This is a genomic window from Streptomyces sp. NPDC050658 (assembly GCF_044457025.1).
Lineage (GTDB): Bacteria > Actinomycetota > Actinomycetes > Streptomycetales > Streptomycetaceae > Streptomyces.
Genome location: NZ_JBITGM010000001.1, coordinates 1,262,209 through 1,283,574 on the forward strand (window position 1 = coordinate 1,262,209; position 21,366 = coordinate 1,283,574).

Consider the following 21,366-nt stretch of genomic DNA (forward strand, 5'->3'; position numbering starts at 1 on the left):
GTCGGCACGACCCTAAGTGGCCGGAAAGCAACGCTGAAGTGTACGTTTCATCCACTCCTCGCGACCGAGATGGATGGAACATCCACTATGGCCGACCCAGCAGTCCCCGGCACCCCGCCGGTCCCCCTCGCCGCGCTGCTCGCCCGCGAGGACCTCGGGCTGCGGCAGATCGCGGGCCCGGACGCGCGGGCGGCGGGTACGGCCGTGCAGTGGGTGCACACCTCGGAGATGGCGGACCCGTACCCGTATCTGCTCGGGGGCGAGCTGCTCCTGACGGCGGGCGTCCACATCACCGACCCGGCGGGCTCCGGGGGGTATCTCGACGACTACGTGGCCCGCATCGTCGAGGCGGGCGGCGCGGCGCTCGGCTTCGGGGTCGCCCCCATGCACGACACCGTGCCGCGCGCCCTCGTGGAGGCCTGCGACCACTACGGTCTTCCGCTCCTCGAGGTGCCGCCGCGCACCACGTTCAGCGGGGTCGCCCGCGCGGTCTGGCGGCTCATGGCCGAGGCCAGACACGCGGAGCTGCGCCGGGTGACCCAGGCCCAGCAGGCCCTCGCCACGGCGGCGGCGCGGTCCGACCCGGTGCCCGCCGTGCTGCGGCAGCTGGCGTCCCGGCTCGGCGGCCTCGCGGCGCTGTACGGGCCGGAGGGGACGGAGCTGCAGGCCGCGGGACAGTCACAGGACGCGGCGCGGGACTCCCTGCGGGAGCTGACCGGGGTCGTACGCCGGGGCACGACAGCCGCACCGGCGTCCGCCGCCGACACGGCAGGGGGCGTCCACCTCGCCGCGTACGCGCTGGGCGGCGGCCGGGGCTTCGCGCTCGGCCTCGCCACGGAGCGCCGCGAGCCGGGCGACCACATCATCGCGGGCGCCGCCGTCGTGCTGCTCTCGCTGCTCACCGGGGAGCACCAGGGCGCCTCCGAGGCGGCCCGCTCCTCCGCCCTGGTACGGCTGCTCCTCGGTGCCTCCACCGAGGAAATCGGCCCTCTCCTGGGCGGCGACCGCTGGATCGTGGTGCACGCGCGCGGGGAGGAGCACACCCCGCTGGCCGCGACCGCGCTCGGTGCGGCGCTGGGCAGCGGTCTGGTCGACCCGAGCGACGACGTCGTACGGCTGCTCGTCCCCGCGGACCGCGAGATCGCCCCGCCGAACGGCTGGACCCTCGGCGTCTCCGCGCCCGCCGCGACCGGCGACCTGCCCGCCGCCGACGCCCAGGCGGCCCGCGCCCTGCGCCGCGCCGAGGCGACCCGCGCGCCGCTGGTCCGGCACCGGGAGGCGGGCATCGCCGCCCTGGTGGCGCCCACCGAGGCCGATGCCCACGCGCGCGTGCTGCTCACCCCGCTCGGCGGCAGCCCGGCGCTCACCGAGACCCTGCGCACCTGGCTCTCCCTGCACGGCAGTTGGGACCGCACGGCGTCGGCGCTGGGGGTGCACCGGAACACGGTGCGGCAGCGGATCGCGCGGTGCGCGGCGCTCCTGGACGCGGACCTGGACGATCCGGACGTACGGATGGAGCTGTGGTTCGCGCTGGGCAGGGGATGATCGCCGAGGGGCGCACATCACATGGTCCAGGCCTCGGGACTGCCAGCCACCGCGCGGTCACGGACGGCACAATGGGCCGTATGCCGATACCCAGCCGTGCCGCGCTCGTCGACCATCTCGTCCGCACCCGCATCGCGGGCGATGTCGCCACCCCCCGTGAGAACAACCTCAGCCACTACCGGAAGCTCGCGAACGGCGACCGGCACTACTGGCTCGGCCTGGAGCTCGGCGACCGCTGGAGCGACGAGCAGGACGTCCTCGCGGTGATGGCCGAGCGGTGCGGTGTCATCGACGACGCGGAGTACCGGCAGGGGCAGGACACGATCGACCCGGAGCTGACGGTCGACGCGCTGGAGCGGATGGCGGCCCGCCTCCGTAAGGCGGCCGCCGGCAAGGAGAGGGTGCTCTTCGCGACGGGCCACCCCGGAGGGATGCTCGACGTGCACCGCGCGACGGCGGCCGCCCTGCGCGCGGCCGGCTGCGAGATCGTCGTGATCCCGGAGGGCCTCACCGCCGACGAGGGGATGGTCTTCCAGTTCGCCGACGTGGCGATGCTGGAGCGCGGCGCGACGCTGTGGCACACGCACTCCCCCGAGCCGATGAACGCGATCCTGGACGGCCTGGAGCGCGAGGGCCGCCCGCGGCCCGACCTGGTCGTCGCCGACCACGGCTGGGCGGGACGCGCGGGCCAGCGCGGCATCGACTCCGTGGGGTACGCGGACTGCAACGACCCGGCGCTGTTCATCGGCGAGGCCGAGGGCACCCTCCAGGTGACGGTCCCGCTGGACGACCACGTGACGAGCCCCCGCTTCTACGACCCGATGACGGCCTACCTGCTGGACTCGGCGGGGCTCACTCCGGAGTCCTGAGCCGGGCCCGGCGTCGGGTCCAGGTAGACGCGCGTGACGACGGGGAAGCGCTCCTGGAGGCGGTGCGCCATCCGGTCGCAGGCCCGCTCGATGTCCCCGGCCGTCGCCATGTCCCGGAAGTCGACCTTGGCGGCGACCAGGGCCTCCTCGGGGCCCTGGAGCAGCGTGGTCAGTTCCAGTACGTCGACGACGTGCGGGTCGGCGAGGAGTTCCGCCCGCACCGCGGCGCGCGTCTGCGCGGGGAGCGGTCGCCCGATGAGCAGTTCCGAGTTGGCGTGGCCTAGCACCCAGGCGATGTACACGAGAAGGACGCCGATGCAGAGCGAGGCGACGCCGTCCCACACGCCCGATCCGGTGAGCTGGCCGCCGAGGAGGCCCGCGGCGGCGAGCAGCAGGCCGGTCAGCGCCGCCGAGTCCTCCAGGACGACGGCCTTCACCGCGGTGTCGGGCGTGTGCCGCAGATAGCGCTTGACGGGCACTCCGAAGCGGTCGGCCTCGCCGCGCGCCTGCTTGAGGCCGGTCCGCAGCGAGTAGCCCTCCAGGAGGAAGGCGATACCCAGGACGATGTAAGAGATGAGCGGGTCGCCGGGGTCCTCGGCGTGCGTCAGGGCGTGGATGCCGTCATAGACGGCGAAGACGCCGCCGCCGACGAAGGTGGCGACGGAGGCGAGCAGCGCCCAGATGTAGCGGGCCCCTCCGTAGCCGAGCGGATGGTCCTCGTCGGCGGGGCGTGTGCCGGCCTTGAGGGAGACGAGCAGCATCAGTTCGGTGACCGTGTCGGCCACCGAGTGCGCGGCTTCGGAGAGCATCGCGCTGGAGCCGCTGATGACACCGGCCACGGCCTTGGCGAGGGCGATCCCGAGGTTGGCGACGGCGGCGACGAGAACGGTGAAGGTGCTCTCGCCGCCGCCCGCCGACGGCTGCTCACTCATGTATCGGACGGTATGTCCGATCGCCCCGGACCGCTCGACGCGGACCGCGAAAGCACGCTCTCCGTAGAGCCCGCCTAGCGCGGAACCCGGACCACGCCTTCCTGAATCACCGTCACCGCCAGCTGCCCGTCCCGTGTCCAGATCCGCGCCTGGCCGAGACCGCGCCCGCCGGACGCGGAGGGCGACTCCTGGTCGTACAGGAGCCATTCGTCCGCCCTGAAGGGGCGGTGGAACCACATGGCGTGGTCGAGGGAGGCGCCCACGACGTCGCCGACGGCCCAGCCGCCCCGGCCGTGCGCGAGCAGCACCGAGTCGAGGAGCGTCATGTCGGAGACGTACGTGGCGAGGCAGACGTGCAGCAGCGGGTCGTCCACCAGCTTGCCGTTGGTGCGGAACCACACCTGGGAGCGCGGTTCGCGCGGCTGCCCGACGCTGGCCCACGGCGGCGCGTCCACGTACCGCAGGTCGACGGCCGCGCGGGCGTCGATGAGCCGCTCGGCGACCTGCGACGGCAGATGGCGGGGCAGCATCTCGGCGGCGGTGGGCAGCGTCTCCGGGTCCGGGGCGTCCGGCATCCCGTACTGGTGCTCCAGGCCCTCCTCGTACGTCTGGAAGGACGCGGAGAGGTGGAAGATCGGCTGCCCGTGCTGGACGGCGACGACGCGGCGCGTGGTGAAGGAGCGGCCGTCACGGATCCGGTCGACGGTGTAGACGATCGGCGCTCCGGGGTCGCCCACGCGCAGGAAGTACGCGTGCAGGGAGTGCGCAGTGGAGCCTCCCCTGCTCGAGCGGAGCCGAGAGCTTGGGGAACGGTCGTCGGGGACGGTGCGTCCGGCGGCGACCAGGGCCTGTGCGGCGACCTGCCCGCCGAAGACGCGGGGCACGAGCGCCGAGCGGCTCATGCCCCGGAAGATGTCCTCCTCGATCTGCTCCAGGTCGAGCAGATCGAGGAGGCCTTCAAGTGGTTGGTTCATGAATCAAGTTCTACAGGGCGCTCTTTACGGGCCCGTGTCCCTTTAGAGATCCCTTTAGAGGCCCATGTCCTTGGCGATGATCGACTTCATGATCTCGCTGGTGCCGCCGTAGATGCGGTTGACGCGGTTGTCCGCGTACAGGCGGGCGATCGGGTACTCGTTCATGAAGCCGTAGCCGCCGTGCAGCTGGAGGCACTTGTCGATGACGCGGTGCGCGACCTCGGTGTTGAAGAGCTTCGCGGACGCGGCCTCGGCGGCGGTCAGCTCGCCCTTGTCGAGGGCCTCCAGGGCGCGGTCGGCGACGGCCTCGGCGGCGTCCACCTCGGCCTGGCAGGCGGCCAGCTCGAACTTGGTGTTCTGGAAGGAGGCGACCGTCTTGCCGAAGACCGTGCGGTCCTGGACGTACTCCTTGGCGAACCGGACGGCGGCCTTGGCCTGCGCGTAGGCGCCGTAGGCGATGCCCCAGCGCTCGGAGGGCAGGTTGGAGCCGAGGTAGTAGAAGCCCTTGTTCTCCTCGCCGAGGAGGTCCTCCACGGGGACCTTCACGTCGACGAACGCCAGCTCGGCGGTGTCGGAGGTCTTCAGGCCGAGCTTGTCGAGCTTGCGGCCGATGGAGTAGCCCTCGGACTTGGTGTCGACGGCGAAGAGGGAGATGCCGAAGCGGCGGTCCTCGGCGGTCGGCGCGGCGGTGCGGGCGCAGACGATCACGCGGTCGGCGTGCACGCCGCCGGTGATGAAGGTCTTGGAGCCGTTGAGGACGTAGTGGGTGCCGTCCTCGGAGAGCTTGGCGGTGGTCTTCATGCCCGCGAGGTCGGAGCCGGTGCCCGGCTCGGTCATCGCGAGGGCCCACATCTCCTCGGCGGAGACGAACTTCTCCAGGTAGCGCTTCTTCTGCTCGTCGGTGGCGAGCATCTTGATGTACGGCAGGGCGAGCAGCACGTGCACGCCGGAGCCGCCGAAGGTGACGCCCGCGCGGGCGGTCTCCTCGTACTGGATGGCCTCGAACTTGTGCGTGTCCAGGCCGGCGCCGCCGAACTCCTCGGGCACGTTGATGCCGAACAGGCCCAGCTCGGCGAGCTTGTAGTAGAACTCGCGCGGCACCTGACCCGCGGCGAACCACTCGTCGTGGACCGGGACGACCTCGGCCTCGATGAAGGCGCGCAGGGTCTCCCGGAACGCCTCGTGGTCCTCATTGAAAACGGTACGGCGCACAGGGGGCTCCTTCGGTACGGCACCGGGCTCTGCCAAGCGATGTGACCAAGCGCCTGCCTACGACTAAGCGCTTGCTCAGAGCAACGTTACCCGCCGGTCACCGGACCGTCCAGAGATGACGGCTGTAGCTCCCGTCACGCCCCGGGGCCCCGTGCGTCAGGCTACGGCGGACGCGAACGCCCCGCGCGCGAGCCGGTGCAGCAGCTCCGCCATGGCCGTCCGGCTGGGCAGCGCGTCGCGGCGGCTCAGGTGCGGGGTGGAGTTCAGCAGCCCGAAGACGGCGTGCACGGCGACCCGCGCCGCGTTCTCGTCGAGGTCCGCGTAGACCTTGCGCACGACGTCGACCCAGATCTCCACGTACTGCCGCTGGAGCTGGCGGACCAGCTTGCGGTCGCTGTCCCGCAGGCGATCCAGCTCGCGGTCGTGCAGGGTGATGAGGGAGCGGTCGTCGAGGGCGAAGTCGATGTGCCCCTCGATGAGCGAGTCCAGGACCCGCTCCGGCTCGCCGTCCGTCTCGGCCACGCACCGCTTGCCGCCCGTCAGGAGCTGACCGCTGATGCCGACGAGCAACTCGGCGAGCATCGCGTCCTTGCCCGCGAAGTGCCGGTAGAGACCGGGGCCGCTGATGCCGACCGCGGCTCCTATCTCGTCCACTCCGACTCCATGGAAGCCGCGCTCGGCGAAGAGCCGGGCGGCCTCCTTGAGGATCTGCTCGCGACGGGTGGGGGCGTCGGTTCTCGTGGCCATGGAATTAATTCTAGACAGCCCGGTTAGCGCTCGTTAACCTGAAGGAAACGCGTTAACGCTCATTAACCGAGCAAGGGGGCTCGACGGATGCAGCAGGCACCAGTCCTTGGGAGCGCGGCCGATCCCGCGTCCGAGGCATGGCGGGCGAACGAGGCGGCGCACACCGCCCTCGCCGAAGAGCTGCGGGACAGGCTCGCGGCGGCCAGGCTCGGCGGCGGCGAGCGGGCGCGGGCCCGCCATGTGGCGCGCGGCAAGCTGCTGCCCCGCGACCGGGTGGACGCACTGCTCGACCCCGGCTCGCCCTTCCTGGAGCTGGCACCGCTGGCGGCCGAGGGGCTCTACGGCGGGGACGCCCCGGCCGCCGGTGTCATCGCCGGCATCGGCAGGGTCTCCGGGCGCACATGCGTGATCGTCGCCAATGACGCCACCGTCAAGGGCGGGACGTACTACCCGATGACGGTGAAGAAGCATCTGCGGGCCCAGGAGGTGGCCCTGGAGAACCGCCTGCCATGCCTCTACCTCGTCGACTCGGGCGGCGCCTTCCTGCCCATGCAGGACGACGTCTTCCCGGACCGCGAGCACTTCGGGCGGATCTTCTACAACCAGGCGCGGATGTCGGGGGCGAAGATCCCGCAGATCGCCGCCGTCCTCGGCTCCTGCACGGCGGGCGGCGCGTACGTCCCGGCGATGAGCGACGAGGCGGTGATCGTCCGCAATCAGGGCACGATCTTCCTCGGCGGCCCGCCCCTGGTGAAGGCCGCGACCGGCGAGGTCGTGACGGCCGAGGAGCTGGGCGGCGGCGAGGTCCACTCCCGCGTCTCCGGAGTCACCGACCACCTCGCGGAGGACGACGCCCACGCGCTGCGGATCGTCCGCACGATCGTCTCCACGCTCCCCGAGCGCACCGAACCGCCCTGGTCCGTGCAGCCGGTGGAAGAGCCCAAGGTCGACCCGCTGGGGCTCTACGGAGCGGTGCCGACGGACTCCCGCACCCCCTATGACGTACGGGAAGTCATCGCGCGCGTGGTCGACGGCTCGCGCTTCGCCGAGTTCAAGGCGGAGTACGGCCAGACGCTGGTGACGGGCTTCGCCCATATCCACGGCCACCCGGTCGGCATCGTCGCGAACAACGGAATCCTGTTCTCCGAATCCGCCCAGAAGGGCGCCCACTTCATCGAGCTGTGCGACCAGCGCGGCATCCCCCTGGTCTTCCTGCAGAACATCTCCGGCTTCATGGTCGGCAGGGACTACGAGGCGGGCGGCATCGCCAAGCACGGCGCGAAGATGGTGACGGCCGTCGCCTGCACGCGCGTACCGAAGCTGACGGTGGTGGTCGGCGGTTCGTACGGCGCGGGGAACTACTCGATGTGCGGCCGTGCCTACAGCCCCCGCTTCCTGTGGATGTGGCCGAACGCCAAGATCTCCGTGATGGGCGGCGAGCAGGCCGCCTCCGTCCTCGCGACGGTCAAGCGCGACCAGCTGGAGGCGCGCGGCGAGGAGTGGTCGGCGGCGGACGAGGAGTCCTTCAAGGACCCGATCCGCGCGCAGTACGAGCAGCAGGGCAACGCCTACTACGCGACGGCACGCCTGTGGGACGACGGCGTGATCGACCCCATGGAGACCCGGCAGGTCCTCGGACTCGCCCTGACCGCCTGCGCCGAGGCCCCGTTGGGCGAGCCCGGCTTCGGCGTCTTCCGGATGTGAGGGGCCGACGATGGGCGACTTCCAGCAGATGAGTGACTTCCAGCAGGGGACCACGCGAGGGACCACACCGGGGAGAGGGACCATGTTCGACACCGTGCTCGTCGCCAACCGGGGCGAGATCGCGGTCCGCGTCATCCGTACGCTGCGCGCGCTCGGCGTCCGCTCGGTCGCCGTCTTCAGCGACGCGGACGCGGACGCGCGGCATGTGCGCGAGGCGGACACGGCCGTGCGGATCGGCCCGGCGCCGGCCGCGGAGAGCTATCTGTCGGCCGAGCGGCTGATCGAGGCGGCCCTGCGCACGGGCGCCCAGGCGGTGCACCCCGGCTATGGATTCCTCGCGGAGAACGCGGAGTTCGCGCGGGCCTGCACGGACGCGGGCCTCGCCTTCATCGGCCCGCCCGCGGCGGCGATCGACCTCATGGGCGACAAGATCCGCGCCAAGGAGACGGTGCAGGCGGCCGGCGTCCCGGTCGTCCCCGGCTCCTCCGGCAGCGGCCTGACCGACGAGCAACTGGCCGCCGCCGCACGGGAGATCGGCACCCCCGTGCTGCTCAAGCCGAGCGCGGGCGGCGGCGGCAAGGGCATGCGCCTGGTGCGGGACGAGGCACTGCTCGCCGACGAGATCGCGGCCGCCCGCCGCGAGGCCCTCGCCTCCTTCGGTGACGACACGCTGCTCGTGGAGCGGTGGATCGACCGCCCCCGGCACATCGAGATCCAGGTCCTCGCGGACGGCCAGGGGAACGTGATCCACCTCGGCGAGCGCGAGTGCTCCCTCCAGCGCCGCCACCAGAAGATCATCGAAGAGGCGCCGAGCGTCCTCCTGGACGAGGCCACGCGCGCGTCGATGGGCGAGGCGGCCGTCCAGGCGGCCCGCTCCTGCGGGTACGCGGGCGCGGGCACGGTGGAGTTCATCGTCCCGGGCAAGGACCCGTCGTCGTACTACTTCATGGAGATGAACACCCGGCTCCAGGTGGAGCATCCCGTGACGGAGCTGATCACGGGCCTGGATCTGGTGGAGTGGCAGCTGCGGGTGGCGGCGGGCGAGCCACTGCCCTTCGGGCAGAAGGACATCAGCCTCACCGGTCACGCGATCGAGGCCCGCATCTGCGCGGAGGACCCCTCGCGGGGCTTCCTGCCGTCCGGCGGCACGGTCCTCGCGCTGCGCGAGCCGCAGGGCGACGGCGTGCGCACCGACTCCGGGCTGAGCGAGGGCACGGAGGTCGGGAGCCTGTACGACCCGATGCTGTCGAAGGTCATCGCGTACGGCCCGGACCGGCCGACCGCCCTGCGCAAGCTGCGGGCGGCCCTCGCCGAGACGGTCACCCTGGGAGTGCCGACGAACGCCGGCTTCCTGCGGGATCTCCTCGCCCACCCGGCGGTCGTCTCCGGGGAGTTGGACACGGGGCTCGTCGAGCGCGAGGCGGAGGACCTGGTGCCCGACGGGGTGCCGGACGAGGTCTACGAGGCCGCGGCGGCGGTGCGCACCGCCGCCCTGGAGCCGAGCGGTGAAGGCTGGCGGGACCCGTTCTCGGTGCCGAGCAACTGGCGCATGGGCGGCACCCCGGCGCCGCTGACGCACTGGCTGCGCGTGCCGGGACAAGAGCCCGTCGCGCGCGTGGCCGCCGAGGGCCCGCGCACCGTGGAGCCCGGCCGCGTCACGGTCCATCTGGACGGCCTCACCCACACCTTCCACCGGGCGGGCGACTGGCTGGGCCGGGACGGCCACGCCTGGCACGTCCAGGACCACGACCCGGTGGAGGCGAACCTCAGCGGCAGCGCGCACAGCGGGGCCGACGCACTCACCGCCCCCATGCCCGGCACGGTCACGGTCGTGAAGGTGTCCACCGGCGACCAGGTGACCGCCGGCCAGAGCCTGCTGGTCGTGGAGGCCATGAAGATGGAACACGTCATCTCCGCCCCGCACGCCGGCACCGTGGCCGAACTGGACGTCACCCCGGGCTCGACCGTCGCCATGGACCAGGTCCTTGCCGTGGTCATCCCCGACGATGCGGAAGAGGACGAGAAATGACCACCGAAGCAGAGGTGACCACCGAGGCAGACGTGACCGCCGAAGCACGGCAGCCCGGCGGCCTCCCCATGGTCGTCCCCACCCAGGACCTCCCGCCCCGCGTCCGTGTCTACGAGGTCGGCGCCCGCGACGGCCTGCAGAACGAGAAGTCGGTCGTCCCCACGGAGATCAAGGCGGAGTTCATCCGCCGCCTCGCGGACGCGGGGCTCACCACCATCGAGGCGACCAGCTTCGTCCACCCCAAGTGGGTGCCCCAACTGGCGGACGCCGAGCGGCTGTTCCCTCTCGTGAGCGACCTCGACGCCAGGCTCCCGGTCCTCGTGCCGAACGACCGGGGCCTGGACCGCGCCCTGGACCTCGGCGCCCGTGACGTGGCCGTCTTCGTGAGCGCCACGGAGTCCTTCGCCAAGGCCAACCTCAACCGCACGATGGCCGAGGCCCTCGCGATGTCGGAGCCGGTGGTGGCCCGCGCCCGCGAGCAGAAGGTGCGCGTCCGGGGCTATCTCTCCATGTGCTTCGGCGACCCCTGGGAGGGCGCCGTGCCGATCGCCCAGGTGGTCCGCACGGCCAAGGAGCTGCTCGACATGGGCTGCGACGAGCTGAGCCTCGGCGACACGATCGGCGTGGCCACCCCCGGCCATGTCCTCGCACTGCTGGCCGAGCTGAACGAGGAGGGCGTGCCGACCGACCGCATCGGCGTGCACTTCCACGACACGTACGGCCAGGCGCTCTCCAACACCCTCGCCGCCCTCCAGCACGGGGTGCGCACGGTGGACGCGTCGGCGGGCGGCCTGGGCGGCTGCCCGTACGCGAAGAGCGCCACCGGCAATCTCGCCACCGAGGACCTCGTGTGGATGCTCGACGGCCTCGGCATCGAGACCGGCGTCGATCTCGGCCGTCTCACCGCCACCAGCGCGTGGATGGCCGCACAACTGGGCCGACCCAGCCCCTCCCGCACTGTCCGCGCACTCGCGAAAGCGACAGAGCCCGACCAGGAGCAGTGAAAACGATGGACCACCGTCTGTCCCCCGAGCACGAGGAACTCCGCCGCACCGTAGAGGAGTTCGCGCACGACGTGGTCGCCCCGAAGATCGGCGACCTCTACGAGCGGCACGAGTTCCCGTACGAGATCGTCCGCGAGATGGGCCGCATGGGCCTGTTCGGACTGCCCTTCCCCGAGGAGTACGGCGGGATGGGCGGCGACTATCTCGCCCTCGGTATCGCCCTGGAGGAGCTGGCGCGCGTCGACTCCTCCGTGGCGATCACCCTGGAGGCCGGAGTCTCGCTGGGCGCGATGCCGATCCATCTCTTCGGTACGGAGGAGCAGAAGCGGGAGTGGCTGCCCCGGCTCTGCTCCGGTGAACTCCTGGGCGCCTTCGGCCTGACCGAGCCGGACGGCGGTTCGGACGCGGGCGGCACGCGGACCACGGCGGTGCGCGAGGGCGACGAGTGGGTGATCAACGGCTCCAAGTGCTTCATCACCAACTCCGGTACGGACATCACGGGTCTGGTCACGGTCACCGCCGTCACCGGCCGGAAGCCGGACGGCCGCCCGCTGATCTCCGCGATCATCGTCCCGTCCGGTACGCCCGGGTTCACGGTGGCGGCCCCGTACTCGAAGGTCGGCTGGAACGCGTCGGACACGCGTGAGCTGTCGTTCTCCGACGTCCGGGTCCCGGCGGCGAACCTGCTGGGCGAGGAGGGCCGGGGCTACGCCCAGTTCCTGCGGATCCTGGACGAGGGCCGGGTCGCGATCTCCGCGCTCGCCACGGGCCTCGCGCAGGGCTGTGTCGACGAGTCCGTGAAGTACGCCAAGGAGCGGCACGCCTTCGGGAAGCCGATCGGCGCGAACCAGGCCATCCAGTTCAAGATCGCGGACATGGAGACGCGGGCGCACATGGCGCGGATCGGCTGGCGGGACGCGGCGTCGCGGCTGGTCAGCGGGGAGCCGTTCAAGAAGGAGGCGGCGATCGCGAAGCTGTACTCGTCGACGGTCGCGGTGGACAACGCGCGCGAGGCCACGCAGATCCACGGCGGGTACGGCTTCATGAACGAGTACCCGGTGGCCAGGATGTGGCGCGACTCCAAGATCCTGGAGATCGGGGAGGGCACGAGCGAGGTGCAGCGGATGCTGATCGCCCGGGAGCTGGGTTTCGCCGGGTAACCCCCGCGGCCGCGAGGACCGATACCGGGGGCCACTGGACAGAACCTTAGGTTAGGTTAACCTAAGCGCTAGTTCCGGCCAGTGGCCCGCCGTCGTCCTCACGAAAGCAGAGACCCACATGTCCCACGCCCGCCTCCCTCAGCCTTCCCGTCGCGGCATCCTCGCCGCCGGCGGCGCCCTCGGCCTCACGGCCCTGCTGGCAGCCTGCGGTGACGAGAAAAAGGGCGGGTCGGGCAAGGCCGACGCTTCGGACTCCGGCCCCTGGAGCTTCAAGGACGACCGCGGCACGACGGCCAAGACCAAGGCCACGCCGAAGAACATCGTCGCGTTCACCGGTGCCGCCGCCGCCCTGTTCGACTACGGCATCGAGGTCAAGGGTGTCTTCGGTCCGACGAAGGCCGGTGACAAGCCGGACGTCCAGGCCGGCGACATGGACATCAGCAAGCTGACGATCCTCGGCAACGAGTGGGGCAAGTTCAACATCGAGAAGTACGCCGGGCTCGCCCCCGACCTGCTCATCTCCACGATGTTCGACGACGCGGGCACCCTCTGGTACGTCCCGGACGAGAGCAAGGACAAGATCCTCAAGCTCGCCCCGAGCGTCGGCATCAGCGTCTACGACCGCAAGATGACCGAGCCCCTGCAGCGTCTGCTCGCGCTCGCCGAGTCGCTCGGCGCGGACGTGAAGGCCGAGAAGGTCGTCAAGGCGAAGAAGCGCTTCGAGGCCGCCGCCGAGCGGCTGCGCAAGGTCGCCAAGGAGAAGAAGGACATCAAGGTCCTCGTCGGCTCGGCGAGCCAGGACCTGTTCTACGTCTCCGGCACGAACCTCTCCGCCGACCTGGAGTACTTCAAGTCCCTCGGCGTGAACTTCGTCGAGCCGACCGAGGCCGCCAAGAAGGAGAGCGGCGGCTGGTTCGAGAACCTGAGCTGGGAGAACGTCGACAAGCACGGCGCGGACCTGATCATGATGGACAACCGCACCTCGGCCCTTCAGCCCGCCACGCTGGACAAGCCGACCTGGAAGAAGCTGCCCGCCGTCAAGGCCGGCCAGGTCATCCCGCGGGTCACCGAGCCCATCTACTCGTACGACAAGTGCGCCCCGATCCTCGAGGACCTCGCCGACGCGCTGGAGAAGGCCAAGAAGGTCAGCTGACCCCCGCGGCCCATCGACGTCCACACCCCTGAACTCCGCGCCCCACACCCGGAGTTCCACCCAGAGCTGCCCCCTCCGCCCACCGGAGGGGGCAGTTCCGTTTTTTCGGCCCCCTGGGTTCAACCACATAGAAAGTTAGGTTAGGCTTACCTCACTTCCCCAAGTCCCCTCACCCAGAGGACCGTTCATGCGCTCGCACCTGCTCAACGACACCACCGCGGAGCGTTACCGCAGCTCCGTGACCGAAGGAGTCGAGCGGGTGGCGGCCAGAATCGCCACCACCTCCCGCCCGTTCACCGGGATCTCCGTCGACGACCTCGCTCCCCGCATCGAGGCCGTCGACCTGGACGAGCCCCTGCACGACACGATCGCCGCCCTGGACGAGCTCGACGAGCTCTACCTGCGCGACGCCGTGTACTTCCACCACCCGCGCTACCTCGCGCACCTCAACTGCCCGGTCGTCATCCCCGCCGTCCTGGGCGAAGCCGTGCTCTCCGCGGTCAACTCCTCGCTGGACACCTGGGACCAGTCCGTGGGCGGCACGCTCATCGAGCGCCGCCTCATCGACTGGACCACCGACCGCATCGGGCTCGGCCCGGCCGCGGACGGCGTGTTCACCAGCGGCGGCACGCAGTCCAATCTGCAGGCCCTGCTGCTCGCCCGCGAGGAGGCCGCCAAGTCCGGAAAGCCGCTCGACCGGCTGCGCATCTTCGCCTCCGAGGTCGGCCACTTCAGCGTCCAGAAAGCCGCGACGCTGCTCGGCCTCGGCGAGGACGCGGTCGTCTGCATCCCCACCGACCAGAACAAGCGCATGCAGACCGTGGCACTCGCCCGCGAGCTGGAGCGCTGCCGACGCGACGACCTCTCCCCCATGGCGGTCGTCGCCACCGCCGGAACCACCGACTTCGGTTCCATCGACCCGCTGCCCGAGATCGCCGGACTGTGCGAGCAGTACGGGACCTGGCTGCACGTCGACGCGGCGTACGGCTGCGGACTGCTCGCGTCACGCAAGAACCGGCACCTCATCGACGGCATCGAGCGCGCCGACTCCGTCACGGTCGACTACCACAAGTCCTTCTTCCAGCCGGTGAGTTCCTCCGCCGTGCTGGTCCGGGACGCCGCGACGCTGAGCCACGCCACGTACCACGCGGAGTACCTCAACCCGCGCCGCATGGTGCAGGAGCGCATCCCCAACCAGGTCGACAAGTCCCTCCAGACGACCCGGCGCTTCGACGCCCTGAAGCTGTGGATGACGCTGCGCGTGATGGGCGCCGACGCGATCGGCGACCTCTTCGACGAGGTCTGCGCGCTCGCGGACGAGGGCTGGAAGCTGCTCGCCGCCGACCCGCGCTACGACGTGGTCGTCGAGCCGCAGCTGTCGACGCTCGTCTTCCGCTACATCCCCGAGGCGATCTGCGACCCGGCCGCCATCGACCGGGCCAACCTGTACGCCCGCAAGGCCCTGTTCGCCTCCGGTGACGCCGTCGTCGCGGGCACCAAGGTGGGCGACCGCCAGTACCTGAAGTTCACCCTGCTCAACCCCGAGACGACGGCCGACGACATCACCGCCGTACTCGATCTGATCGCCGGCCACGCCGAGCAGTACCTGGGAGAGACCCTTGACCGCGCTTCCTGAAAACGCGCTTCCCGATCACCGGGAAGCACTGGACTTCATCGGCATCGGGCTCGGCCCCTTCAACCTCGGCCTCGCCTGTCTGACCGAGCCCATCGACGAGTTGAACGGCCTCTTCCTGGAGTCCAAGCCGGACTTCGAGTGGCACTCGGGCATGTTCCTCGACGGCGCCCACCTCCAGACACCGTTCATGTCCGACCTGGTCACCCTCGCCGACCCCACATCCCCCTACTCCTTCCTCAACTACCTGAAGGAGTCGGGGCGGCTGTACTCCTTCTACATCCGCGAGAACTTCTATCCGCTGCGCGTCGAGTACAACGACTACTGCCGCTGGGCCGCCGCGAAACTCACCTCCATCCGCTTCGGTACGACGGTGGGCGAGGTGACGTACGAAGACGACCTCTACGTAGTGCGCACCACCGCCGGCGACACCTTCCGCGCCCGCCACCTCGTGCTCGGCACCGGCACCCCGCCGCACATCCCCGCCTCCTGCGCGGACCTCGGCGGTGACTTCATCCACAACTCCCGCTATCTGCAGTCCAAGCAGGAGCTTCAGAAGAAGGAGTCGATCACGCTCGTCGGCAGCGGCCAGTCCGCCGCCGAGATCTACTACGACCTGCTGAGCGAGATCGACGTACACGGCTACAAGCTCAACTGGGTCACGCGCTCCCCGCGTTTCTTCCCGCTCGAATACACCAAGCTGACGCTGGAGATGACGTCTCCGGAGTACGTCGACTACTTCCACGCCCTCCCCGAAGAGACCCGCTACCGCCTCCAGGACCAGCAGAAGACCCTTTTCAAGGGCATCGACGGCGACCTGATCAACGAGATCTTCGACCTGCTCTACCAGAAGAACCTCGGCGGCCCGGTCCCCACCCGTCTGCTCACCAACTCCTCGCTCCAGAGCGCCCGCCACGAGAACGGCACGTACACGCTCGGGCTGCGCCAGGACGAGCAGGGCAAGGACTTCGAGCTGAGCTCCGAGGGACTGATCCTCGCGACCGGCTACCAGTACGTCACCCCGGACTTCCTGGAGCCGGTGCGCGACCGCATCCGCTGGGACGGCCGCGGCCGCTACGAAGTCGCCCGCAACTACTCCATCGACACCACGGGGCGCGGCATCTTCCTGCAGAACGGCGCCGTGCACGCCCACTCGCTCACCAGCCCGGACCTGGGCATGGGCCCCTACCGCAACGCGTACATCATCGGCGAGCTGCTCGGCTCCGAGTACTACCCCGTCGAGAAGTCCATCGCCTTCCAGGAGTTCGCCGCATGACCCCCGCCACGGGCGAGCTGACGCTCCGCCCCCTCGACCCGCTGACCGACGCCGAGCTGCTGCACGGCTGGGTCACCCACCCCAAAGCCGCGTTCTGGATGATGCAGGACGCCACGCTGCCCGACGTCGAGCGCGAGTACATGGCCATCGCCGCCGCCGAGCACCACGACGCGTTCCTCGGCCTGCGCGACGGCGAGCCCGCGTTCCTGATGGAGCGCTACGACCCCCGGTACGTCGAACTCGTCGGGCTCTATGAACCCGAACCCGGCGACGTGGGCATGCACTTCCTCACCGCGCCGTCCGACGTCCGCGTCCCCGGCTTCACCCGCGCCGTGATCACCAAGGTGATGGCGACGCTCTTCGCGGACCCCGCCACACACCGGGTCGTCGTCGAACCGGACGTACGCAACAAGGCGGTCCACGCCCTCAACGAAGCCGTCGGGTTCCGCCCCGACGGCGTCATCCAGAAGCCGGAGAAGGAAGCACTCCTGAGCTTCTGCACCCGCGAGCAGTTCTTTGAGATGTCACAGCGAAACAGCCGTACCGAAGGGGAACTGGCGATATGACCCTGTCCGACGCCGTGGCGCACCTGACCCCCGAGCGCTGGGAGCAGGCGGGCCGTCTCCTCATCCGCAAGGCGCTCGCCGAGTTCTCGCACGAGCGGCTGCTCACCCCGGAACCGCTCGGCGACGACAAATACGTCGTACGCAGCGACGACGCCCTGACCCGCTACCGGTTCAGCGCGCGCAGGCTCCGCCTCGACCACTGGCATGTCGACGCCGACTCGATCACCCGGCACCGCGACGGCGCCGAACTCCCGCTGGACGCGCTCGACTTCTTCGTCGAGCTGCGCACGGCGCTCGGCCTGAGCGACGAGATCCTGCCGGTCTACCTGGAGGAGATCTCCTCCACCCTCTCCGGCACCTGCTACAAACTGACCAAGCCCGCGATCCCCTCCGCCGAGCTGACCCGCTCCGGCTTCCAGGAGATCGAGACGGGCATGACCGAGGGCCACCCCTGCTTCGTCGCCAACAACGGCCGGCTCGGCTTCGGCGTGCACGAGTACCTCTCGTACGCTCCCGAGACGGCGAGCCCGGTGCGCCTGGTGTGGCTCGCGGCGAGCAAGGAGCGCGCGGCCTTCACGGCGGGCGCAGGGCTGGAGTACGAGTCGTTCCTGCGGGCCGAGCTGGGCGAGGAGACGCTGGCCCGCTTCGACCGCAAACTCCGTGACCAGGGCCTGGACCCGGACGACTATCTCCTCATCCCGGCCCACCCCTGGCAGTGGTGGAACAAGCTGTCGGTGACGTTCGCGGCGGAGGTCGCCCAGCGGCGCCTGGTCTGCCTGGGCGAGGGCGGCGACGAGTATCTGGCCCAGCAGTCGATCCGTACGTTCTTCAACACCACCGAGCCCGCCAAGCACTATGTGAAGACGGCCCTGTCCGTCATCAACATGGGCTTCATGCGCGGACTCTCGGCCGCGTACATGGAGGCGACCCCGGCGATCAACGACTGGCTCGCGAACCTCATCGACACCGACGAGACCCTGAAGTCCACCGGCCTGACGATCATCCGCGAGCGCGCCGCCGTCGGCTATCGCCACCTGGAGTACGAGGCCGCGACCGACCGCTACTCCGCCTACCGCAAGATGCTCGCCGCCCTCTGGCGCGAGAGCCCCGTGCCGTCCCTCGCCGAGGGCGAGCAGCTGGCGACCATGGCCTCGCTGCTGCACACCGACCGGGACGGCGGCTCCTTCGCGGGCGCCCTGATCGAGCGCTCCGGGCTCACCCCGGCCGAGTGGCTGCGCGGCTATCTGCACGCGTACCTGACGCCGCTGCTGCACAGCTTCTACGCGTACGACCTCGTCTTCATGCCGCACGGCGAGAACGTGATCCTGGTCCTGAAGGACGGCGTCGTCCAGCGGGCGATCTTCAAGGACATCGCCGAGGAGATCGCCGTCATGGACCCGGACGCGGTGCTCCCGCCGACGGTCGAGCGGCTGCGCGTCGAGGTCCCCGAGGGCCAGAAGCTCCTGTCGATCTTCACGGACGTCTTCGACTGCTTCTTCCGCTTCCTGTCGGCGAACCTCGTCACGGAAGGACTCATCGACGAGGAGGGCTTCTGGGCGGCGGTCGCCGAGTGCGTGACCACCTACCAGGAGGCCACGCCCCAACTGGCCGACAAGTTCAAGCAGTACGACCTGTTCGCCCCCGAGTTCGCGCTGTCCTGCCTGAACCGGCTCCAGCTGCGGGACAACGAGCAGATGGTGGACCTCGCCGACCCGGCGGGCGCGCTGCAGCTGGTCGGGACGTTGAAGAACCCGATCGCGTAGGCGGGTTCGCACACAAGCCGAGTGGGCTCCTGGGACGGTCCCCAGGAGCCCACTCATGTGCGTACGCGGGAAACTACTTGCTGGGCCAAGGCACCTGAGGCGACTTGTAGTAGTCCATGCCCAGCGCGTCCCAGCGCGGCGCCTGCGCGGCGAGCCGCACCTTGTACTTCTCCCAGTCGTGCGTCGACGCGGGCGACCAGCCGAGCTCGGCGATGCCGGGAAGGCGCGGGAACGCCATGTACTCGACGTGCTGGGACTCCCAGATCGTCTCCGACCACAGCGGCGCCTCGACACCCGCGATCGAGTCCGCGGGCGCGCCCGCCAGGTACGTCCCCGGGTCCCAGTCGTAGCTGCGCTGCACCTCGACATAGCCCGCCCAGGCCAGGCCCAGCGGGGTGTCCTTGTTGTACTTCATGTCGAGGTAGGAGCGGTCGGCGGGTGAGAGGACCAGCTTCGTGCCGTTCTTCGCCGCGTTCGCGACCTGCTCGCGCTCGGCGGCGCTGGTGGCGTCGTAGCCCCAGTACTGCGCGATGGCGCCCTTGGCGGGGGTCGCGCCGGTGAGCTGGTGCCAGCCGACCACGGTCTTGCCGTACTTGGCGACCACCGGCTGCACCTTGTTCATGAACGCCACATAGTCCTCGTGGCTGGTGGAGTGCGCCTCGTCGCCGCCGATGTGGATGTACTTGCCGGGTGTCATGGCGGCGAGCTCACGGATCACGTCGTCCACGAAGTCGTACGTCACGTCCTTCTTCACGCACAGCGAGCTGAAGCCGACCTCGGTGCCGGTGTAGAGCGGGGGCGCGACACCGTTGCAGTTCAGCTCGGCGTACGAGGCGAGCGCGGCGTTCGTGTGGCCCGGCATGTCGATCTCGGGGACCACCTCCAGCTGACGCGAGGAGGCGTACTCGACGATCTCCTTGTACTGGGCCTTCGTGTAGTAGCCGCCCTTGCCGCCGCCGACCTGCGTGGAGCCGCCGTACTCGGCGAGCCGGGGCCAGGAGTCGATGGCGATGCGCCAGCCCTGGTCGTCGCTCAGGTGCAGATGCAGCTTGTTGACCTTGTAGAGCGACATCTGGTCGATGTAGCGCTTGACCTTGTCGACGGAGAAGAAGTGCCGCGACACGTCGAGCATCGCGCTGCGGTAGGCATAGCGCGGCTCGTCCTCGATGGTGCCGCCCGCGACCAGCCAGGGGCCCGGCTGCTTCGTCTTCTTCTCGACGGCCACGGGCAGTTGCTGACGCAGCGTCTGTACGCCGTAGAAGAGTCCGGCGGCCTTACGGGCCGTGATGGTGACGGAACCGCTCCTCGACTCCAGGCGGTAGCCCTCGTCGCCGAGCGACTTGTCCTTGGACGTGAGCCTGAGGCGGATGCCGTCGCGGCCCTCGTCGTCGGTCACCTTGAGCGGGAAGCCGGTCGAGGGGCGCAGGACGTCCGCCAGATAGCCGCCGATCCTGCGTGCCTCGCGGGAGTCGTCGTCGACCCGGATGCGGGTCTTGGCGTTGATCTCGTACGCCGGTCCGCCCGGTACGGCCGACGCGGGTGCCGGGATCACCTGGCCGAGCGGGGTCGGGGCGGGGTTCGTGGCTGCCTCCTGACCGGCCGGCGCGGCGGCCACCGACGAGAAGCCGGCCGCCGCGACGAGCAGCAGCGAGCCGAACAGACGGGTCGATCTGTGGTGCTCTCTCACAAGCGGTCCCTTCGACGGGCCTTCCCTGTGGTGCATCGCAATCGAACGGTCACCATGGGTACCTTGCGCCCCGTGGCGGGTCAAGGGTGTAGACCACTTCTGGGGCCCGCCGATGAAAGAATCGTCCCATGGCGGAAATCATCCAGCGCGACGGAACCTGGACCTTCGACGGAGAGACGCTGCGCCTTGTGCCGGGGCACGACAAGAACGTGTCGCTGCTGCGCAAGACGCTGGGCGAACTGGCCGTTCCGCTCCGGGCGTTGGCGGGCATCGCGTTCGAGCAGGGCAAGAAGTCGGGCCGTCTCCGGCTGCGTCTGCGGGACGGCGCGGACCCGCTGCTGCAGGCGACCGGCGGCAAGCTGGCGGAGTCGGCGGACCCCTATCAGCTGACGGTGGAGCCGGACCGCTACGGGGTCGCGGAGTACGTCGTGGACGAGGTGCGCAACGCGCTGCTCATCGAACAGGTGCCGGCCGCGTCCTGCGAGAGCTATCTGCTGCCGGGGCCCTCCGTTCCGCTGTCGGTCTCGGCGGGGGACGGCACCGCCAGCTTCGACGGGGAGCACATCCGCCTGGAGTGGAACTGGAAGACGGAGGAGGCGAAGTCCGCCTCGGGCACCCGGTCCCTGGCGCTCGCGGATGTCGCCGCCGTGGAGTGGCAGCCTGCCGTCGGCCTGGAGAACGGCTACCTCCGCTTCACCGTGCGGCACTCGCCGACGAAGGCCCCGCCGAAGTACGACCCGAACTCGGTCGAGCTGTGGGGTTTCAAGAAGGACCCGCTGATGGCGTTGGTGGCCGCCGCCGTGCAGGTGCGGCTCCCGCATCCGTCCGGGCCCGTCCCGGCCGGGGTCCCGGACGGGCCCGCGGCGGCGGCCCTCGCGCCCGCGGCCACGGCGGCGCCCGAACCGGCCGGGGACGATCATGACGCGCTGCTGCGACGCCTGCGCGAGCTGGGGGAACTGCACCAGAGCGGGATACTCACGGACGAGGAGTTCTCCCTCGCCAAGCAGGCCGTACTGAAGCGGATGTAGCCGTCCGGGCCCCGCGATCTGGCCGTCCGGGCCCCGCGATCTGGCCGTCCGAGCCCTGCCATCTGGCCGTCGGGGCTCGTTTTC

17 protein-coding genes are annotated in these 21,366 nt (G+C 70.3%); 12 read left to right on the forward strand and 5 right to left on the reverse strand.

Annotated elements, in window-relative coordinates; all coding sequences use genetic code 11:
• Positions 1-87 precede the first annotated feature (87 nt).
• Both ACIBKX_RS05575 and ACIBKX_RS05580 read left to right on the forward strand, forming a co-directional pair.
• On the forward strand, positions 88-1,545 hold the full coding sequence (locus ACIBKX_RS05575; RefSeq protein ID WP_363271839.1) for a PucR family transcriptional regulator: 1,458 nt from the start codon (positions 88-90) through the stop codon (positions 1,543-1,545).
• A gap of 80 nt (positions 1,546-1,625) precedes the next feature.
• Positions 1,626-2,414, forward strand: a complete 789-nt coding sequence (locus ACIBKX_RS05580; protein ID WP_363271840.1) for a phosphatase — start codon at positions 1,626-1,628, stop codon at positions 2,412-2,414.
• Here the strand turns inward: ACIBKX_RS05580 and ACIBKX_RS05585 are convergent.
• The 4 genes from ACIBKX_RS05585 to ACIBKX_RS05600 all read right to left on the reverse strand — a co-directional run bounded on the left by ACIBKX_RS05585 (position 2,375) and on the right by ACIBKX_RS05600 (position 6,279).
• A complete protein-coding gene (locus ACIBKX_RS05585; RefSeq protein ID WP_363271841.1) occupies positions 2,375-3,346 on the reverse strand; it encodes a cation diffusion facilitator family transporter in 972 nt (323 codons plus the stop codon). The genes ACIBKX_RS05580 and ACIBKX_RS05585 overlap by 40 nt on opposite strands.
• A 74-nt stretch (positions 3,347-3,420) precedes the next feature.
• Positions 3,421-4,320, reverse strand: a complete 900-nt coding sequence (locus tag ACIBKX_RS05590) for an acyl-CoA thioesterase II (RefSeq protein ID WP_363271842.1) — start codon at positions 4,318-4,320, stop codon at positions 3,421-3,423.
• 54 nt (positions 4,321-4,374) lie between these two features.
• Entirely contained in the window at positions 4,375-5,532 is a 1,158-nt protein-coding gene (locus tag ACIBKX_RS05595; protein WP_363271843.1) for an acyl-CoA dehydrogenase family protein, read from the reverse strand.
• A 156-nt stretch (positions 5,533-5,688) separates the two neighbouring features.
• Positions 5,689-6,279, reverse strand: coding sequence for a TetR/AcrR family transcriptional regulator (locus ACIBKX_RS05600; RefSeq protein WP_363271844.1), 591 nt, complete (start codon positions 6,277-6,279; stop codon positions 5,689-5,691).
• Between the two features lie 87 nt (positions 6,280-6,366).
• Here ACIBKX_RS05600 and ACIBKX_RS05605 point away from each other — a divergent pair, with 87 nt between their 5' ends.
• From ACIBKX_RS05605 to ACIBKX_RS05645, 9 genes are all read left to right on the forward strand, one after another.
• Positions 6,367-7,983 carry a carboxyl transferase domain-containing protein gene (locus ACIBKX_RS05605; protein ID WP_363271845.1) on the forward strand — a complete coding sequence of 539 codons (1,617 nt, stop codon included), beginning with the start codon at positions 6,367-6,369 and terminating at the stop codon, positions 7,981-7,983.
• 82 nt (positions 7,984-8,065) lie between these two features.
• Positions 8,066-10,012, forward strand: coding sequence for an acetyl/propionyl/methylcrotonyl-CoA carboxylase subunit alpha (locus ACIBKX_RS05610; protein WP_363271846.1), 1,947 nt, complete (start codon positions 8,066-8,068; stop codon positions 10,010-10,012).
• Positions 10,013-10,080: 68 nt separating this feature from the next.
• A complete protein-coding gene (locus tag ACIBKX_RS05615; RefSeq protein WP_363272046.1) occupies positions 10,081-11,016 on the forward strand; it encodes a hydroxymethylglutaryl-CoA lyase in 936 nt (311 codons plus the stop codon).
• 5 nt (positions 11,017-11,021) lie between these two features.
• Entirely contained in the window at positions 11,022-12,176 is a 1,155-nt protein-coding gene (locus tag ACIBKX_RS05620) for an acyl-CoA dehydrogenase family protein (protein WP_363271847.1), read from the forward strand.
• 118 nt (positions 12,177-12,294) lie between these two features.
• The gene (locus ACIBKX_RS05625) at positions 12,295-13,329 is read left to right on the forward strand and encodes an ABC transporter substrate-binding protein (RefSeq protein WP_363271848.1); all 1,035 of its coding nucleotides are present in this window, start codon (positions 12,295-12,297) and stop codon (positions 13,327-13,329) included.
• A 187-nt stretch (positions 13,330-13,516) separates the two neighbouring features.
• On the forward strand, positions 13,517-14,965 hold the full coding sequence (locus ACIBKX_RS05630) for an aspartate aminotransferase family protein (protein WP_363271849.1): 1,449 nt from the start codon (positions 13,517-13,519) through the stop codon (positions 14,963-14,965).
• Complete coding sequence (locus tag ACIBKX_RS05635) at positions 14,949-16,238, forward strand: lysine N(6)-hydroxylase/L-ornithine N(5)-oxygenase family protein (RefSeq protein WP_399375646.1); 1,290 nt, start codon at positions 14,949-14,951, stop codon at positions 16,236-16,238. Before ACIBKX_RS05630 ends, ACIBKX_RS05635 begins: the two co-directional genes overlap by 17 nt.
• A complete protein-coding gene (locus tag ACIBKX_RS05640) occupies positions 16,235-16,804 on the forward strand; it encodes a GNAT family N-acetyltransferase (RefSeq protein WP_363271850.1) in 570 nt (189 codons plus the stop codon). The genes ACIBKX_RS05635 and ACIBKX_RS05640 overlap by 4 nt, the downstream gene beginning before the upstream one ends.
• Positions 16,801-18,567, forward strand: a complete 1,767-nt coding sequence (locus ACIBKX_RS05645) for an IucA/IucC family siderophore biosynthesis protein (RefSeq protein ID WP_363271851.1) — start codon at positions 16,801-16,803, stop codon at positions 18,565-18,567. The genes ACIBKX_RS05640 and ACIBKX_RS05645 overlap by 4 nt, the downstream gene beginning before the upstream one ends.
• A gap of 73 nt (positions 18,568-18,640) precedes the next feature.
• Here the strand turns inward: ACIBKX_RS05645 and ACIBKX_RS05650 are convergent, their stop codons facing one another.
• Positions 18,641-20,290 carry a beta-N-acetylhexosaminidase gene (locus ACIBKX_RS05650; protein WP_363271852.1) on the reverse strand — a complete coding sequence of 550 codons (1,650 nt, stop codon included), beginning with the start codon at positions 20,288-20,290 and terminating at the stop codon, positions 18,641-18,643.
• Positions 20,291-20,382: 92 nt separating this feature from the next.
• On the opposite strand from ACIBKX_RS05650, the gene ACIBKX_RS05655 reads away from it, so the two are divergent.
• Positions 20,383-21,282 (forward strand): DUF4429 domain-containing protein, encoded by a 900-nt coding sequence (locus tag ACIBKX_RS05655; protein WP_363271853.1) that lies wholly within the window; start codon positions 20,383-20,385, stop codon positions 21,280-21,282.
• Positions 21,283-21,366 lie beyond the last annotated feature (84 nt).

What these genes read in the sequence shown, in the direction of transcription:
- ACIBKX_RS05640 (WP_363271850.1), top strand. Translation starts at nt 16,235, where the DNA reads ATGACCCCCGCCACGGGCGAGCTGACGCTCCGCCCCCTCGACCCGCTG.
- ACIBKX_RS05650 (WP_363271852.1), bottom strand. Translation starts at nt 20,290, where the DNA reads ATGCACCACAGGGAAGGCCCGTCGAAGGGACCGCTTGTGAGAGAGCAC.
- ACIBKX_RS05625 (WP_363271848.1), top strand. Translation starts at nt 12,295, where the DNA reads ATGTCCCACGCCCGCCTCCCTCAGCCTTCCCGTCGCGGCATCCTCGCC.
- ACIBKX_RS05655 (WP_363271853.1), top strand. Translation starts at nt 20,383, where the DNA reads ATGGCGGAAATCATCCAGCGCGACGGAACCTGGACCTTCGACGGAGAG.
- ACIBKX_RS05605 (WP_363271845.1), top strand. Translation starts at nt 6,367, where the DNA reads ATGCAGCAGGCACCAGTCCTTGGGAGCGCGGCCGATCCCGCGTCCGAG.
- ACIBKX_RS05615 (WP_363272046.1), top strand. Translation starts at nt 10,081, where the DNA reads ATGGTCGTCCCCACCCAGGACCTCCCGCCCCGCGTCCGTGTCTACGAG.
- ACIBKX_RS05580 (WP_363271840.1), top strand. Translation starts at nt 1,626, where the DNA reads ATGCCGATACCCAGCCGTGCCGCGCTCGTCGACCATCTCGTCCGCACC.
- ACIBKX_RS05630 (WP_363271849.1), top strand. Translation starts at nt 13,517, where the DNA reads ATGCGCTCGCACCTGCTCAACGACACCACCGCGGAGCGTTACCGCAGC.
- ACIBKX_RS05610 (WP_363271846.1), top strand. Translation starts at nt 8,066, where the DNA reads ATGTTCGACACCGTGCTCGTCGCCAACCGGGGCGAGATCGCGGTCCGC.
- ACIBKX_RS05645 (WP_363271851.1), top strand. Translation starts at nt 16,801, where the DNA reads ATGACCCTGTCCGACGCCGTGGCGCACCTGACCCCCGAGCGCTGGGAG.
- ACIBKX_RS05575 (WP_363271839.1), top strand. Translation starts at nt 88, where the DNA reads ATGGCCGACCCAGCAGTCCCCGGCACCCCGCCGGTCCCCCTCGCCGCG.
- ACIBKX_RS05600 (WP_363271844.1), bottom strand. Translation starts at nt 6,279, where the DNA reads ATGGCCACGAGAACCGACGCCCCCACCCGTCGCGAGCAGATCCTCAAG.
- ACIBKX_RS05590 (WP_363271842.1), bottom strand. Translation starts at nt 4,320, where the DNA reads ATGAACCAACCACTTGAAGGCCTCCTCGATCTGCTCGACCTGGAGCAG.
- ACIBKX_RS05585 (WP_363271841.1), bottom strand. Translation starts at nt 3,346, where the DNA reads ATGAGTGAGCAGCCGTCGGCGGGCGGCGGCGAGAGCACCTTCACCGTT.
- ACIBKX_RS05620 (WP_363271847.1), top strand. Translation starts at nt 11,022, where the DNA reads ATGGACCACCGTCTGTCCCCCGAGCACGAGGAACTCCGCCGCACCGTA.